General features: G+C 71.0%; 9 protein-coding genes. 4 read left to right on the plus strand and 5 right to left on the minus strand.

The window, feature by feature from the left end:
• The first annotated feature begins 129 nt into the window (after positions 1–129).
• Positions 130–1377: an aminotransferase class I/II-fold pyridoxal phosphate-dependent enzyme gene (locus tag ACWDR4_RS14950; protein WP_450408466.1), complete on the plus strand. Its 1248-nt coding sequence runs from the start codon at positions 130–132 to the stop codon at positions 1375–1377.
• On the plus strand, positions 1374–2402 hold the full coding sequence (locus ACWDR4_RS14955; protein ID WP_450408469.1) for an MBL fold metallo-hydrolase: 1029 nt from the start codon (positions 1374–1376) through the stop codon (positions 2400–2402). The genes ACWDR4_RS14950 and ACWDR4_RS14955 overlap by 4 nt, the downstream gene beginning before the upstream one ends.
• 226 nt (positions 2403–2628) lie before the next feature.
• Here the strand turns inward: ACWDR4_RS14955 and aceE are convergent, their stop codons facing one another.
• Together aceE and ACWDR4_RS14965 are read right to left on the minus strand one after the other, a co-directional pair.
• Positions 2629–5343, minus strand: coding sequence for a pyruvate dehydrogenase (acetyl-transferring), homodimeric type (gene aceE / locus ACWDR4_RS14960; protein ID WP_450408472.1), 2715 nt, complete (start codon positions 5341–5343; stop codon positions 2629–2631).
• A gap of 281 nt (positions 5344–5624) precedes the next feature.
• On the minus strand, positions 5625–6248 hold the full coding sequence (locus ACWDR4_RS14965; protein ID WP_450408473.1) for a GntR family transcriptional regulator: 624 nt from the start codon (positions 6246–6248) through the stop codon (positions 5625–5627).
• 295 nt (positions 6249–6543) lie between these two features.
• Here ACWDR4_RS14965 and ACWDR4_RS14970 point away from each other — a divergent pair, with 295 nt between their 5' ends.
• Positions 6544–7215 carry a hypothetical protein gene (locus ACWDR4_RS14970; RefSeq protein WP_450408476.1) on the plus strand — a complete coding sequence of 224 codons (672 nt, stop codon included), beginning with the start codon at positions 6544–6546 and terminating at the stop codon, positions 7213–7215.
• A gap of 69 nt (positions 7216–7284) precedes the next feature.
• Here the strand turns inward: ACWDR4_RS14970 and sucB are convergent, their stop codons facing one another.
• The 3 genes from sucB to ACWDR4_RS14985 all read right to left on the minus strand — a co-directional run bounded on the left by sucB (position 7285) and on the right by ACWDR4_RS14985 (position 12416).
• Positions 7285–9084: a 2-oxoglutarate dehydrogenase, E2 component, dihydrolipoamide succinyltransferase gene (sucB, locus tag ACWDR4_RS14975; RefSeq protein WP_450408479.1), complete on the minus strand. Its 1800-nt coding sequence runs from the start codon at positions 9082–9084 to the stop codon at positions 7285–7287.
• A gap of 59 nt (positions 9085–9143) precedes the next feature.
• On the minus strand, positions 9144–10532 hold the full coding sequence (gene lpdA / locus ACWDR4_RS14980; protein ID WP_450408481.1) for a dihydrolipoyl dehydrogenase: 1389 nt from the start codon (positions 10530–10532) through the stop codon (positions 9144–9146).
• 342 nt (positions 10533–10874) lie between these two features.
• Positions 10875–12416, minus strand: coding sequence for a leucyl aminopeptidase (locus tag ACWDR4_RS14985; protein WP_450408484.1), 1542 nt, complete (start codon positions 12414–12416; stop codon positions 10875–10877).
• A gap of 333 nt (positions 12417–12749) precedes the next feature.
• Here ACWDR4_RS14985 and ACWDR4_RS14990 point away from each other — a divergent pair, with 333 nt between their 5' ends.
• Positions 12750–14798 carry a hypothetical protein gene (locus ACWDR4_RS14990; protein ID WP_450408486.1) on the plus strand — a complete coding sequence of 683 codons (2049 nt, stop codon included), beginning with the start codon at positions 12750–12752 and terminating at the stop codon, positions 14796–14798.
• Positions 14799–14837 lie beyond the last annotated feature (39 nt).

Genomic DNA, 14837 nt, shown 5'->3' on the forward strand with positions numbered 1-14837 from the left:
TGCCGCCCGCGCCCTCCGCGCGGTCGGTCGAAGCAACCCGAGCGGTCTCCCATGAGTCCCTGTGACCGTGGGTACCAGCACCCACAGGCAGCCACCAGGCACCCCATCGGCAACCGCGCGGAGGTACGCATGCGGCGGACGGACCCCCAGGGGCACGGCCCCGTCCGCTACGGCCCGCCGCTCCCCGGCGACGGACTCCCCGTACTGCCCGAACTCGCCGCAGTCCTCGCCGCCGCGGCCAACCGCCCCGACGCCCAGCCGACCGGCGGCGGCCGCGCGCTCCTCGACGCGGCCTGCGGCTACTGGGCCCGGCGCGGCCTGTCCACCGACCCCGACCGGGTGGCCGCCGCCCCCGGAGCCCCGGCCCTGCTGCTCGCGCTGACCGCCGCGATCGGCGGCGACGTCCTGGTGCCCCGGCCCTGCGCGGCCTGGTGGGCGCCCCAGGTACGGGCGTTGGGCAGATCCGTGTTCCATGTGGGCACGCCCGCCGAGTGCGGGGGCGTGCCGGACCCGTACGCCTTCCTGGAGACCGTACGGAGGGTGCGCGCCGAGGGCGGTGATCCCCGGCTGCTCGTGCTGTCCGTGGCCGACGACCCGACGGCGACCGTCGCCCCGCCCGAACTCCTGCACGAGACCGCCGAGGCAGCGGCGGCGGAGGGCCTGCACCTGGTCAGCGACGAGACCTGGCGCGACACCCTGCACCGGCCGCACGACACCGTGCTGCTCAGCCCGGCCGAGATGCTGCCCGACCAGGTCACTGTCGTCACCGACCTGTGCGGCGCGCTGCTGCCGCCGGGCTGGCCGGCCGCCCTCGCCCGCTTCCCCGCGAACGCCGCCGGCGACGCCCTACGCGCGCGCGTGCTCGACGTGCTCACCGCGCTCGACGCCCGGATCGCCGAACCGGTCGCCGCCGCGGCGGCCTACGCCCTCGGCGAGCCGGAGCCGGTCACCGAACGGCTCACCGCCGGCGTACGCCTGCACGCGCGCGTGGCCGTCGCCGTGCACCGCGCGGTGATCGCCGCGGGCTGTCTGGCCCGGCCCCCGCGCGCGGGCCGTCATCTGTACGTCGATCTCGGCCCCCTGCGGACCGCGCTCGGCGCACACGGTGTCGGTGACGCCCAGGAGCTGGAGGACTTCCTCAGCGCCCGGCTCGGGATGCCCGCGCCGGGCGGTCACCGGTTCGGGGACGACCTCGCGGCGCTGCGCGTCCGGCTGGCCACGGGCGCGCTGCTCGGCGACACGCCCGAGGAACGGGCGCAGTCGCTCAGATCACCCGAACCACTGGAACTGCCACACGTGCGACGCGCGTTGACCCTGGTGGGATCGATCTTCGACGATCTCCGTGACGACGCTCAGCGACGGGAGCCTCCTCGATGACGCAGCAGTCCGAGTCGACCACGACCACGAGCATCAGTACAGGTACCGGCCCGACTACGACCCCCGAGGCGCTTCAGCCGTCGCACGGCGACCGGGTGTGGCCGCGCTCCTTCGCCGACCGGCTGACCGCCCCGCTGCCCGGCCTGAGGGGCATGGCGAGATTCGCCCGAGAGGGCGCGGTACGGCCGACGCCGGAAGGCCTCGCCGACATTCCACGCCTGCCCTTCGAACCCGGCCCGCTGCCCCGCGTGGACGCGCGCACGGTCGCCGTCTCCTGGGCGGGGCACGCCAGTTGGGTGGTCAGGATCGGCGGGCTCACCGTCCTCACCGACCCCGTCTGGTCGCGCCGCATCCTGGGTACCCCGGCCCGGATCACCCCCGTGGGCGTCGCCTGGAGCGCGCTGCCGCGCGTGGACGCCGTCGTCATCAGCCACAACCACTACGACCACCTGGACGCCCCGACCCTGCGCCGACTCCCGCGCGACACCCCGGTGTTCGTGCCGGGCGGGCTCGGTCGCTGGTTCCGGCGCCGCCGGTTCACCCACGTCACCGAGCTGGACTGGTGGGAGACGGCCGAACTGGACGGCGTCCGCTTCGACTTCGTACCGGCCCACCACTGGTCCAAGCGCGGCCTCACCGACACCTGCCGCACGCTCTGGGGCGGCTGGGTGCTCACCGACCTGGACGGTCAGCGCGTCTACTTCGCGGGTGACACCGGGTACGGCCACTGGTTCGGTCGGATCGGGCAGCGTTACCCGGGTATCGATCTCGCGTTGCTGCCGATCGGCGCGTACAACCCGCGGTGGTGGCTGAGTGACGTGCACTGTGATCCGGAGGAGGCGGTGCAGGCGGCCGTGGACCTGGGGGCGCGTCGGATGGCTCCGATGCACTGGGCGACGTTCGTCCTGTCGGCCGAGCCGGTCCTCGAACCGCTGACCCGCGCGCGGGCCGCCTGGGAGAAGGCGGGTCTGCCCCGCGAGGACCTGTGGGACCTGCCGGTGGGGGGTTCGCGGGTGCTGGGCTGAGTTTTTCTTCGCCCCCGCCGCCCCTACCCGTCCCATCCCTGGGGGCTGCGCCCCTAGACCCCCCTTTCGGCCTGAACGGCCTCGTCCTCAAACGCCGGACGGGCTGACTGACTCAGCCCGTCCGGCGTTTGAGGACGAGGCCGTTCAGGCCGACAGCGGGGGTCTGGGGGCGCAGCCCCCAGGGATGGGAACGGGTAGGGGCGGCGGGGGCGAAAAACGGTGGGGCCTACAACCCGTACCGCTCCCGTGCCTCCTTCACCGCCGTCGCCTTCACATCCCCCCGCCGCGCCAACTGCGCCAACGCCGCCACCACGATCGACTCCGCGTCGACCCCGAAGTACCGCCGCGCAGCGTCCCGCGTGTCCGACAGGCCGAATCCGTCCGCGCCCAGCGACGAGTAGTCCTGCTCGACCCACTGCGCGATCTGGTCGGGCACCTGGCGCATGTAGTCCGACACCGCCAGCACCGGCCCCTCGGCACCCTGAAGCACCTGCCGGACGTACGGCACCCGCTCCTCACCCCGCAGCAGCGCCGCATCCGCCTCCAGTGCATCCCGCCGCAGCTCGGTCCAGGACGTCGCCGACCAGACGTCCGCCGCCACGCCCCACTCCTCGGCGAGCAGCCGCTGCGCCTCCAGGGTCCAGTGGATCGCCGTACCGGAGCCGAGCAGCTGGATACGCGGCGCGTTGGCCGCGCTCACGCTCAGCCCCGCCGACTCCGCCGTGTTGAAGCGGTACAGGCCCTTGACGATGCCTTCGTCGAGCCCCGGCGCAACCGGCTTCGCGGGCTGCGGGATCGGTTCGTTGTAGACCGTCAGGTAGTAGAAGACGTTCGGGTCCTCGCCCGGCGCAGCCTCGCCGTACATCCGGCGGAGGCCGTCACGGACGATCACCGCCACCTCGTACGCGAACGCCGGGTCGTACGACAGCGCCGCCGGGTTCGTCGCGGCGATGACGGGGGAGTGGCCGTCCGCGTGCTGCAGGCCCTCGCCCGTCAGCGTCGTACGGCCCGCCGTCGCGCCGACCAGGAAGCCGCGGCCGAGCTGGTCGCCGAGCTGCCACATCTGGTCGGCGGTGCGCTGCCAGCCGAACATCGAGTAGAAGATGTAGAAGGGGATCATCGGCTCGCCGTGCGTCGAGTACGACGTCGACGCGGCGATGAAGTCCGCCATGGAACCGGCCTCGGTGATCCCCTCGTTGAGGATCTGGCCGTCCTTGGCCTCCTTGTAGTACATCAACTGGTCGCGGTCGACCGGCTCGTACGTCTGGCCCTTGGGGGAGTAGATCCCGAGGGAGGGGAAGAGCGACTCCATGCCGAAGGTGCGTGCCTCGTCGGGCACGATCGGTACCCATCGGCGGCCCGTCTCCTTGTCGCGGACCAGGTCCTTGACCAGGCGTACGAAGGCCATCGTCGTCGCCACGTTCTGCGAGCCGGAGCCCTTGTCGAACGACGTGAACGCCTTTTCGGCGGGGGCGGGGAGCGGGTCCAGCGCCTGCGTACGGCGGGCCGGAGCCGGGCCGCCCAGCGCCGCGCGGCGCTCCTGGAGGTAGCGGACCTCGGGGGAGTCGGCGCCCGGGTGGCCGTAGGGGACCACACCGTCCACGAACTGGCTGTCGGAGATGGGGAGTTCGAGCAGGTCACGCATCTGCTTGAACTCGTCCACCGTCAGCTTCTTCATCTGGTGGTTGGCGTTCTTCGACGCGAAGCCCTTGCCCAGCGTGAAGCCCTTGACCGTCTGGGCCAGGATCACCGTCGGCGCGCCCTTGTGCGCGAGCGCCGCCTTGTAGGCCGCGTACACCTTGCGCGACTCGTGGCCACCGCGAGACAGGTGGAAACACTCAAGGATCTTGTCGTCGCTCAGCAGCTTCGCCATCTCGGCGAGCGCCGGGTCCTTGCCGAAGAAGTCGGCGCGGATGTAGGCGGCGTCACGCGTCTGGTACGTCTGCACCTGGGCGTCCGGCACCTCGCGGAGCCGCCGTACGAGCGCGCCCGTCGTGTCGAGCTGGAACAGCTCGTCCCACGCCGTACCCCACAGGGTCTTGATGACGTTCCAGCCCGCGCCGCGGAACTGCGCCTCAAGCTCCTGCACGATCTTGAAGTTCGCGCGGACCGGGCCGTCGAGACGCTGGAGGTTGCAGTTGATGACGAAGGTCAGGTTGTCCAGGCCCTCGCGGGAGGCGAGCGCGAGTGCCGCCGTCGACTCCGGCTCGTCCATCTCGCCGTCGCCGAGGAACGCCCAGACGTGGGACGCGGAGACGTCCTTGATGCTGCGGTTGGTGAGGTAGCGGTTGAAGCGCGCCTGGTAGATCGCGGAGAGCGGGCCGAGGCCCATCGACACCGTCGGGAACTCCCACAGCCAGGGCAGCCGGCGCGGGTGCGGGTACGACGGGAGGCCGTTGCCGCCCGACTCGCGGCGGAAGTTGTCGAGGTGGTCCTCGGTCAGCCGGCCGTCGAGGAAGGCGCGGGCGTAGATACCGGGGGAGGCGTGGCCCTGGATGTACAGCTGGTCACCCGAGCCGGGCGACTCCTGGGATTCCTTGCCTTTGAAGAAGTGGTTGAAGCCCGTCTCGTACAGCCAGGCGGCCGAGGCGAAGGTGGCGATGTGGCCGCCGACGCCGTGTTTGCTGCCCCGGGTCACCATGGCCGCCGCGTTCCAGCGGTTCCAGGAGGCGATCCGGTGTTCCATCGCCTCGTCGCCGTCCACTGCGGGCTCGGCGGCGGTCGGGATGGTGTTGACGTAGTCCGTCTCCAGGAGCTTGGGCAGCGCGATGCCGTTGCCCTCGGCGCGCTCCAGTGTGCGGCGCATCAGATATGCGGCACGGTGCGGCCCGGCCGCCTTGGTGACCGCGTCCAGGGAGGCCTGCCATTCGGCGGTCTCCTCGGGGTCGCGGTCGGGGAGCTGGTCGAGCTCGCTCGGCTGGATGGCCTTGGGGTCGGTCATGTCGCCGCCTTCCTCAGTCGAAGGGGGTTCCCTCGTCGGTAAGGGTTCGGGGGTGCCCTTGGTCATTGGCAGGACAGGGCGGTGGGTCCTTGTAGGGACCCGTCGGCGACAATAACTCGCTGATCGATGATCGATCAAAGGGTTGAAGGGCAAAACCTCTTGATAGCAAGAAAGTAGGCACGGGGTGCCTTTCGGGCGGGCACGCCGTGCCGCGTTTTCCGGGGATTTTCGCAGGTGAGCGGGTGCGTACTCGGGTGCGTACCGGGTGCCTGCCGGGCGCGTCAGGGGCGCGGCGCGCAGCCCAGCACATGCGCCTTCACCAGCTCCGCGATCCGAGGATCCCGGCGCCGGAAGGCTGCGACCAGCTCATCGTGCTCCTCCGCGTACGACTGCTGGACCGTCCCCAGCCAGCGGATCGACAGGGCCGTGAACACCTCGATGCCCAGCCCCTCCCAGGTGTGCAGCAGCACCGAGTTCCCGGCCGCGCGCACCATCTCGCGGTGGAACGCCACCGTGTGCCGGACCTGGCCGGTGCCGTCCGACTCGCGGTCGGCCTCGTACAGGGCGGCGACATGTGGTTCGAGGGCCGAGCAGTCGTCCGCGAGCTTCTCCGCCGCCAGCTCGGCCGCGATGGCCTCCAGGCCGGCCCGGACGGGGTAGCTCTCCTCCAGGTCGGCGGCGGTGAGATTCCGGACGCGGACGCCCTTGTTGGGGGCCGACTCGATCAGCCGCAGCGACTCCAGCTCGCGCAGCGCCTCCCGTACGGGGGTCTGGCTGACCTCCAGCTCGGTCGCGATCCGGCGCTCGACGATCCGCTCGCCCGGCTTCCAGCGCCCGCTGACGATCCCCTCCACGATGTGCTCGCGGATCTGCTCGCGCAGCGAGTGGACGACGGGCGCGGTCATGAGGGCTCCTTGAGGGAGGGGCTTCGGCCCCAGGGGCGTTGACCTATAGACAATACGGCCGCGTCCCTGTCCAGAGGGTTTCCGGGCACGAGTGCGGGCGCACGTGAGACGAGCGTTACAGACTGGACAGGGCGCACGCCACAGCGCGTACGGCGGCGGATGTACCGGTGCCGGTGCGGAGCCGTCACCGCCGTGTCACCGCCCTCTCGTCGGTGAAACCCGCGGGCCCGCACCGGGTGTCGCCGTCTGCGGAGGGTTCGCGAACGGGGCGTCCCTCGGACCATCGGGGGATGGGATGAACGGTTTCGGTCTGTGGGTCGCGGCGGTGGTGGCCGGGGTGGTCGTGGGCGTGACGGGGTGCCAGTTCGGCGCCGGCACGAGTAGCGAGGAGAAACCGGCCACGGCGACGGGTGCTGTCGAGGGGCTCCAGGGCATGTCGGCCGCCGCCGGGCCCCGGCGTTCCGGCGGAGCCTGCGTCTTCGTGAAGCCCGACGGTGCGCAGAAGTTCGGGCACGTCGGCTGGGGCTTCCGGATCACGGGCACCGACCGCTGGGTGTACGGAGCGGTCGAGAACCCGTCCGGCAAGCTCTACACCCCGCCCGGCGGTGACATCGGGGCCTGGCACGCGGAGGGCTCGTACAAGAGGATGCTCAGCGAGATGTCCCGGGACGCGCACTATCCGGGCAGGTCGGAGCACCCGTACAGCCGCTACCGCTGTACGGACTCGTCGCGGAGCGATGTCGCGGCGGCCCGGGAGATGATCCCCGTCGTCGAGAAGCGAGGGTTCCTGGTCGGCGTCGACCCGGAGACCGGCGAGCTGACCTCCCGGGACTGCCTGGACGCCACGTACGACGTCCTGAGGGCCTACCGGACCAGGCACCTCCCGAAGGCCGCCAAGCTGGCGATCCCGAACGTGTGGGTGGAGTCGCTGGTGGGCTGGACGGACAACAAGCTCAAGCCCCATTAGAGGCCGGAACGACGGTGCCCCGCCCGGAAGACTCCGGGCGGGGCACCGTGCGTACTGCTGCGAGGCTGATCAGAGGCCCAGCTCGACCTCGAACTCGCCCGCCTCCAGGATCGCCTTGACGGCCGTCAGGTAACGGGCCGCGTCGGCGCCGTCGACCAGGCGGTGGTCGTAGGACAGGGTCAGGTACGTCATGTCGCGTACGCCGATGACCGTGCCCTCCTCCGTCTCGATGACCGCCGGGCGCTTGACCGTCGCGCCGATGCCCAGGATCGCGACCTGGTTCGGCGGCACGATGATCGTGTCGAAGAGCGCGCCGCGCGAGCCGGTGTTGGAGATGGTGAAGGTCGCGCCGGACAGCTCGTCCGGGGTGATCTTGTTGGCCCGGACCTTGCCCGCCAGCTCGGCCGTGGCCTTGGCGATGCCGGCGATGTTGAGGTCGCCCGCGTGCTTGATGACCGGGGTCATCAGGCCCTTCTCGGAGTCCACCGCGATACCGATGTTCTCGGTGTCGAAGTAGGTGATCGTGCCCTCGGCCACGTTGATCCGGGCGTTGACGGGCGCGTGCGCCTTCAGCGCCTGGGCCGCCGCCTTCACGAAGAACGGCATCGGGGAGAGCTTGACGCCCTCGCGGGCCGCGAAGGAGTCCTTGGCCTTGTTGCGCAGGCGCATCAGGCGGGTGACGTCGACCTCGACGACCGAGGACAGCTGGGCCTGCTCGTGCAGGGCCTTCACCATGTTGTCGCCGATGACCTTGCGGATGCGAGGCATCTTGATGGTCTGGCCGCGGAGGGGAGAGGCCTCCAGGGCCGGAGCCTTCTTGGCGGCCGGGGCGGCGGCAGCGGGCGCCGGAGCAGCCGCGGCGGCCTTCGCGGCCTCGGCGGCGGCGAGGACGTCCTGCTTGCGGATACGGCCGCCGACGCCGGTGCCCTTGACGGTGCCCAGGTCGACGCCGTTCTCGGCGGCGAGCTTGCGCACCAGCGGGGTGACGTACGCGCCCTCGTCGGTGGCCTGCGCGGCGGCGGGAGCCGGAGCCGGGGTGACCGGGGCGGGCGCGGCCGGCGCGGGCGCCGGGGGAGCGACCGGAGCCGCGGCCTGGACCGGCGCGGGGGCCGGAGCGGGCGGAGCCACGGGGGCCGGGGGCGCGACGGGCGCGGCCGGGGCCGGAGCGGGCGCCGGGGCGGCGGCGACGGGCGCCGGAGCCGGGGCGGCCGGTGCCGGGGCAGCCGCCGGAGCGGCACCCGGGGCGCCGATCACGGCCAGCTTGGCGCCGACCTCGGCGGTCTCGTCCTCGCCGACCACGATCTCCAGGAGCACACCGGAGACGGGTGCCGGGATCTCGGTGTCGACCTTGTCGGTGGACACCTCCAGCAGCGGCTCGTCGGCCTCGACACTGTCGCCGACCGACTTCAGCCAGCGGGTGACGGTGCCCTCGGTGACGCTCTCGCCGAGCGCGGGAAGGGTGACGTCGGTGCCGGACGCGCCGACCCCTGCGGGAGAAGCAGCGGCGGCGGCCGGAGCCGCAGCCGGGGCAGGGGCCGGGGCGGCGGGCGCCTCGGCCACGGGGGCCGGGGCAGCAGCCGGAGCCGCGACGGGCTCGGCGGCCGGGGCAGGGGCGGCAGCGGGGGCGCCGCTGCCGTCGTCGATCAGGGCCAGCTCGGCGCCGACCTCGACCGTCTCGTCCTCGGCGACCTTGATGGACGCCAGGACACCGGAGACGGGCGAGGGGATCTCGGTGTCGACCTTGTCGGTCGACACCTCCAGCAGCGGCTCGTCGGCCTCGACGCGCTCGCCCTCGGCCTTCAGCCAGCGGGTGACAGTGCCCTCGGTGACGCTCTCACCGAGCGCCGGAAGGGTTACGGAAACCGCCATGGTTTCGGTTGCTCCTTACGAATTGCGGAAGTCTGTGTCGTCGTCCGTCGACCGAGGGATCAGTCGTGGGAGTGCAGCGGCTTGCCGGCCAGGGCCAGGTGGGCCTCGCCGAGCGCCTCGCTCTGCGTCGGGTGGGCGTGGATGAGCTGCGCGACCTCGGCGGGCAGCGCCTCCCAGTTGTAGATCAGCTGGGCTTCGCCGACCTGCTCGCCCATGCGGTCGCCGACCATGTGGACGCCGACCACGGCACCGTCCTTGACCTGGACGAGCTTGATCTCGCCCGCGGTCTTGAGGATCTTGCTCTTGCCGTTGCCCGCGAGGTTGTACTTCAGAGCGACGACCTTGTCCGCACCGTAGATCTCCTTGGCCTTGGCCTCGGTGATGCCCACGGAGGCGACCTCGGGGTGGCAGTACGTCACCCGGGGCACGCCGTCGTAGTCGATCGGGACGGCCTTCAGACCGGCCAGACGCTCCGCCACCAGGATGCCCTCGGCGAAGCCGACGTGCGCGAGCTGGAGCGTCGGGACCAGGTCACCGACGGCGGAGATGGTCGGGACGTTCGTCCGCATGTACTCGTCGACCAGGACGTAGCCGCGGTCCAGCGCGACGCCCTGCTCCTCGTAACCGAGGCCGGCGGAAACGGGCCCACGGCCCACCGCCACGAGCAGCACCTCGGCCTCGAACTCCTTGCCGTCGGCAAGGGTGACCTTGACACCGTTCGCGGTGTACTCGGCCTTCGAGAAGAAGGTGCCCAGGTTGAACTTGATGCCGCGCTTGCGGAACGCGCGCTCAAGAAGCTTGGAGGAGTTCTCGTCCTCGAGGGGGGCCAGGTGCTTCAGACCCTCGATGATCGTGACGTCCGTACCGAAGGACTTCCACGCGGACGCGAACTCGACGCCGATGACACCGCCGCCGAGGACGATGGCCGACTCCGGCACCCGGTCCAGGACGAGGGCGTGGTCCGAGGAGATGATCCGGTTGCCGTCGATCTCCAGGCCCGGCAGCGACTTCGGCACGGAGCCGGTCGCCAGCAGGACGTGGCGGCCCTGGATCCGCTGCCCGTTCACGTCGACGGAGGTGGGGGAGGAGAGCCGCCCCTCACCCTCGATGTAGGTGACCTTGCGGGAGGCGACGAGCCCCTGGAGTCCCTTGTACAGACCCGAGATGACCTCGTCCTTGTACTTGTGGACCGCCGGGACGTCGATGCCCTCGAAGGTGGCCTTGACGCCGAACTGCTCGCTCTCGCGGGCCTGGTCGGCGATCTCGCCCGCGTGCAGCAGGGCCTTGGTGGGGATGCATCCCCGGTGCAGGCAGGTACCGCCGACCTTGTCCTTCTCGATCAGGGCGACGTCAAGCCCCAGCTGGGCCCCGCGCAGCGCCGCGGCGTAACCGCCACTGCCACCGCCGAGGATCACTAGGTCGAAAACGGTGCTGGCGTCGTTCGCCACGTCACGTCCTCCATGCATGTGCGCCGTACGCCGGTCGTCAGTGACCGGGCGGCGGCTGGTGTCCGGCCGTCTTTCTTCGGCCCTGTGGTGGGGGCCCTATCCTGCCGAGCCCCATCTTCGCACTTGTCAGCCCCGGACGAGACGCCGGGCTGGTGTGACGGACACCCCAGTGCTTGGAAGCAGACGGCTGGGGAGCGTACCCAGGGGCGCGGGGAACTGCGCGACAAGCCACACACGACCCGCACCCGCAAGACGACGCACGCGACCGAGCTAGTAGGCGAAACGGGACCCCGGCACTACCCGCACGCGAGGTCCCGTCACCTAAAACCGCTCAACGCACTCTCAGCCCAGGTCGCCGACAGCAGTCAGCTCAGCCAGCCGCACCAACGTACGAACCGCAGTCCCGGTCCCACCTTTGGGGGTGTACCCAAAGGGACCGCCCTCATTGAACGCGGGCCCCGCGATGTCGAGGTGCGCCCAGGTGATCCCCTCACCCACGAACTCCCGCAGGAACAGCCCCGCGACCAGCCCACCCCCGTACCGCTCACCCATGTTCGCGATGTCGGCGGTAGGAGACTCCATCCCCTTCTTCAGGTGATCCGGCAGCGGCATCGGCCACGCCGCCTCCCCCACCTCCTCCGCCGCCTCGTGCACCGCGGAGCGAAACGCGTCGTCGTTCGCCATGATCCCGTACGTCCGGTTCCCCAGCGCCAGCATCATCGCGCCGGTGAGCGTCGCCACGTCGACGATCGCGTCCGGCTTCTCCGCCGAGGCGGCCCACAGGGCGTCGGCGAGGACGAGCCGGCCCTCGGCGTCGGTGTTGAGGACCTCCACCGTCTTGCCGCTGTACATGCGCAGCACGTCACCCGGGCGGGTGGCGGAGCCGGACGGCATGTTCTCGGCCAGCGCCAGCCAGCCGGTGACGTTGACCGCGAGACCGAGCCGCGCGGCGGCGACGACCGCGGCGAAGACCGCCGCCGCCCCGCTCATGTCGCACTTCATCGTCTCGTTGTGCCCGGCGGGCTTGAGCGAGATGCCGCCCGAGTCGTAGGTGATGCCCTTGCCGACGAAGGCGAGGTGCTTGCTCGCGGCCTCGTGCGTGTACGTCAGCTTCACCAGCCGGGGCCCGGCGGCGGAACCGGCGCCGACGCCGAGGATGCCGCCGTAGCCGCCCTCCTCCAGCGCCTGGACGTCGAGCACCTGCACGCCGATGCCGTGCTCCTCGGCCGCGGCCTGCGCGACGGCGGCGAAGGCCTCCGGGTTGAGGTCGTTCGGCGGGGTGTTGATCAGGTCGCGGGCGCGGTTCAGCTCCTCGGACACGGCGGTGGCACGGGCGACGGCCGCCTTGTACGCGGCGTCGCGCGGCTTGCCGCCGAGCAGGGCGATCTCGGCGAGCGGCCCCTTGCCGTTCTTCGCGTCCTTGCCGTTCCTGCCGATCTCCTTGTACGCGTCGAAGGCGTACGCCCCGAGCAGCGCGCCCTCGCCGATCGCACCGGCGTCGGCGGCGTCCTCGATGGGCAGGGCGAAGGCGGCCTTCTTGGCGCCGGCGAGGGTGCGGGCGGCCACACCGGCGGCCCGGCGCAGCGACTCGGCGCCGAAGGTCTCGTCCTTCTCGGGCAGCGCGCCGAGGCCCACGGCCACGACGATGGGTGCCTTGAAGCCGGCCGGAGCGGGCAGCTTGGTCACCTCGCCCTCGGCACCGGAGGCGCCGAGGGTTCCCAGGACGTCGGCGAGCTTGCCGTCGTACGCCTGGTCCACGGCCTCGGCGCCCGGTGCGAGGACCAGCCCTCCCGACTTGGATGCAGCGCCCTTGGCGACACCGACGACGATCGCGTCGGCCCGGAGGCCGGGCGCCGCGGCGGTGCTGAGAGTGAGAGCAGTCACGGTGGTGAATTCTCGCTTCCGTCTGAAAAGTTTCTGTGGCCGAGTGGAGTGGGGCGACCGGGCCCGACAAGCGACCCTGAATCCGGCCCTGGGGGGTGGTCCGTACCGGGGTTGGTACACCCGGCACGAGCCTACGCTCGGTGGCCGGTTTCGCTCATTCCTGCGGACGTTCACCTGGCAGTGACGCTGTGGCCACTTCTCACCCTTCACTTCCGGTGACCTCAGTCACACTCCCCGGTTGTGGGGAGTTGCTTGCTTACCGCTTCTGCATGCTTTCTTCGGATCCTGCTCGGAATCGACCACCGAGCGGGCGCTGTTGGGGGAGGGGCGAACATGGCGCCGAGTGCGCGCAGATGGAAATTTTCCCGGTACACCCGGTACACCACAGTCGTCGCCGTGACGGCGACCGGACTGCTGGCGCTGGGCCTCGGGGCACCCGGTGCGGCGGCGGCCGAGGAGCCGCGCATCGACCTGAGGGTGCTCGTCGTGGACAACGGCGACAGCCCGGTGGAGGCCATCACGGCCGAGCTGGCGGACACGGGCATCCCGTACACGACCGTCGACCTGAACGACACGAGCCGCCCGACGATCGACGCCGCGTTCCTGAGCGACACGGTGGGCGGGACACCCCGGGCCAGGTTCCAGGGCGTGGTGCTGCCCAACGAGGCCCCGTTCGGGGCGGGTTCGGCGGAGCAGACGGCTCTGGAGGCCTACGAGACGACGTACGGCATCCCGCAGGTCGACGCCTACACCTGGGCGCACCCGGGGGTCGGCCTCGACTACAGCTCCTACTCCGGCACGCTGGACGGCCAGGAGGCCGCCGTCACCGACGCGGGCCGGCAGGGCTATTTCGGCTATCTCGACGGCCCGCTCGCCTTCGAGGACAACTCGCCCTCCGTACAGGAGAGTTACGGCTTCGTGGCCGGCCCTCGGACGGGCTTCACCAGCTACGTCGACGCCGCCGTACCGGGCGGGACCGGCCGGGGGAGCCTGGTCGGTGAGTACGCGCACGACGGGCGCCGCGAACTCGTCGTGACCTTCGCGTACAACGCGTACCAGCAGCAGTTCCGGGTGCTGGCCCGGGGGATCGTGGAATGGCTGACCCAGGGAGTGCATCTGGGCCAGAGCCGGAACTACTTCTCCGTCCACGTCGACGACGTCTTCGCGCCGGACAGTCGCTGGGACGCCGAACGCAACTGCACACCGGGCGACTTCGACTGCGTCGGCGGTGACGGCGAGGGCACCACGCCGATCCGTATGACGGCGGCGGACGCCGTGTACGCGGCCGAGTGGCAGCAGAGCAGCGGCTTCACGTTCGACATGGTCTACAACGCGGGCTCAGGGGAGGAGTGGAAGAGCGAGAACGGCGGCACGGACGCCCTCACCGACCAGCTCCTCGCCGACAAGGCCGACTACCGCTGGGTGAACCACACGTACACCCACCAGTACCTCGGCTGTGTCCAGGACACCTCCACCGTGCCCTGGAGCTGCGCCAGGAACACGGATGGCTCAACTCAGTACATGAGCCGCGCAGACATCTCGACGGAGATCGCGGACAACTACAACTGGGGCCTCACGCACGGTCTTTCGACCGAGCGCGGCGAGCTGGTGACCGGCGAGCACTCGGGCCTGCGAACCCTGCCCCAGCAGCCCGACGACAACCCGAACCTCGCGGGCGCCCTCGCCGACAACGGCATCGAGTGGACCGCCTCCGACAACTCCCGCGAGCCGGACCAGCGTTCGGCGGGCAGCAGCATACTGACCGTGCCGCGCTACCCGATGAACGTGTACTACAACACGGGCACGGCGGCCGAGATGGCCGACGAGTACAACTGGATCTACACCTCGGCGGCCGACGGCGGCAGCGGCATCTGCGAGAACAACCCGACCTCCACCTGCCTGGACGAGCCGCTGGACACCGCCACCGGCTACCTCTCGCACATCGTCCCGCAGGAGGCCCGCACCGCACTCGGGCACGCCATCTCGGGCGACCCGCGCCCGCACTACGCCCACCAGTCCAACCTGGCCGAGGACCGCACCCTGTACCCGGTCCTGAACCAGGTCCTCACCGACTACCGCTCCCTGTACGCCGACAACACCCCACTGGAGAACCCCCGCCAGAGCGAGATCGGCACCGAACTCCAACGCCGAGCGGCCTGGCAGACCGCAGTCACGAACAACACGGTCACGGCATACAGAGTCGGCACCACCATCACGGTCACGGCCCCGCCCGGCACCCAGATCCCGTTCACAGCCCCGACGGGAACAACCAAGCAACTCCTGCTGGGCACCACGACGTTCGGCACCCCGTACGCAGGCAGACAGTCAGCCTGGACCACCCCGGACCTACTGCAGTCCGGGCTAACGCTGAACCTGCCATAGAGGCGCTGCCCCTTCGAGGCAGCTGCCCCGAAGGGGCGC

Source organism: Streptomyces sp. NPDC000878 (assembly GCF_053599695.1).

What these genes read in the sequence shown, in the direction of transcription:
- ACWDR4_RS14955 (WP_450408469.1), top strand. Translation starts at nt 1,374, where the DNA reads ATGACGCAGCAGTCCGAGTCGACCACGACCACGAGCATCAGTACAGGT.
- ACWDR4_RS14970 (WP_450408476.1), top strand. Translation starts at nt 6,544, where the DNA reads ATGAACGGTTTCGGTCTGTGGGTCGCGGCGGTGGTGGCCGGGGTGGTC.
- ACWDR4_RS14950 (WP_450408466.1), top strand. Translation starts at nt 130, where the DNA reads ATGCGGCGGACGGACCCCCAGGGGCACGGCCCCGTCCGCTACGGCCCG.
- sucB (WP_450408479.1), bottom strand. Translation starts at nt 9,084, where the DNA reads ATGGCGGTTTCCGTAACCCTTCCGGCGCTCGGTGAGAGCGTCACCGAG.
- ACWDR4_RS14990 (WP_450408486.1), top strand. Translation starts at nt 12,750, where the DNA reads ATGGCGCCGAGTGCGCGCAGATGGAAATTTTCCCGGTACACCCGGTAC.
- aceE (WP_450408472.1), bottom strand. Translation starts at nt 5,343, where the DNA reads ATGACCGACCCCAAGGCCATCCAGCCGAGCGAGCTCGACCAGCTCCCC.
- ACWDR4_RS14965 (WP_450408473.1), bottom strand. Translation starts at nt 6,248, where the DNA reads ATGACCGCGCCCGTCGTCCACTCGCTGCGCGAGCAGATCCGCGAGCAC.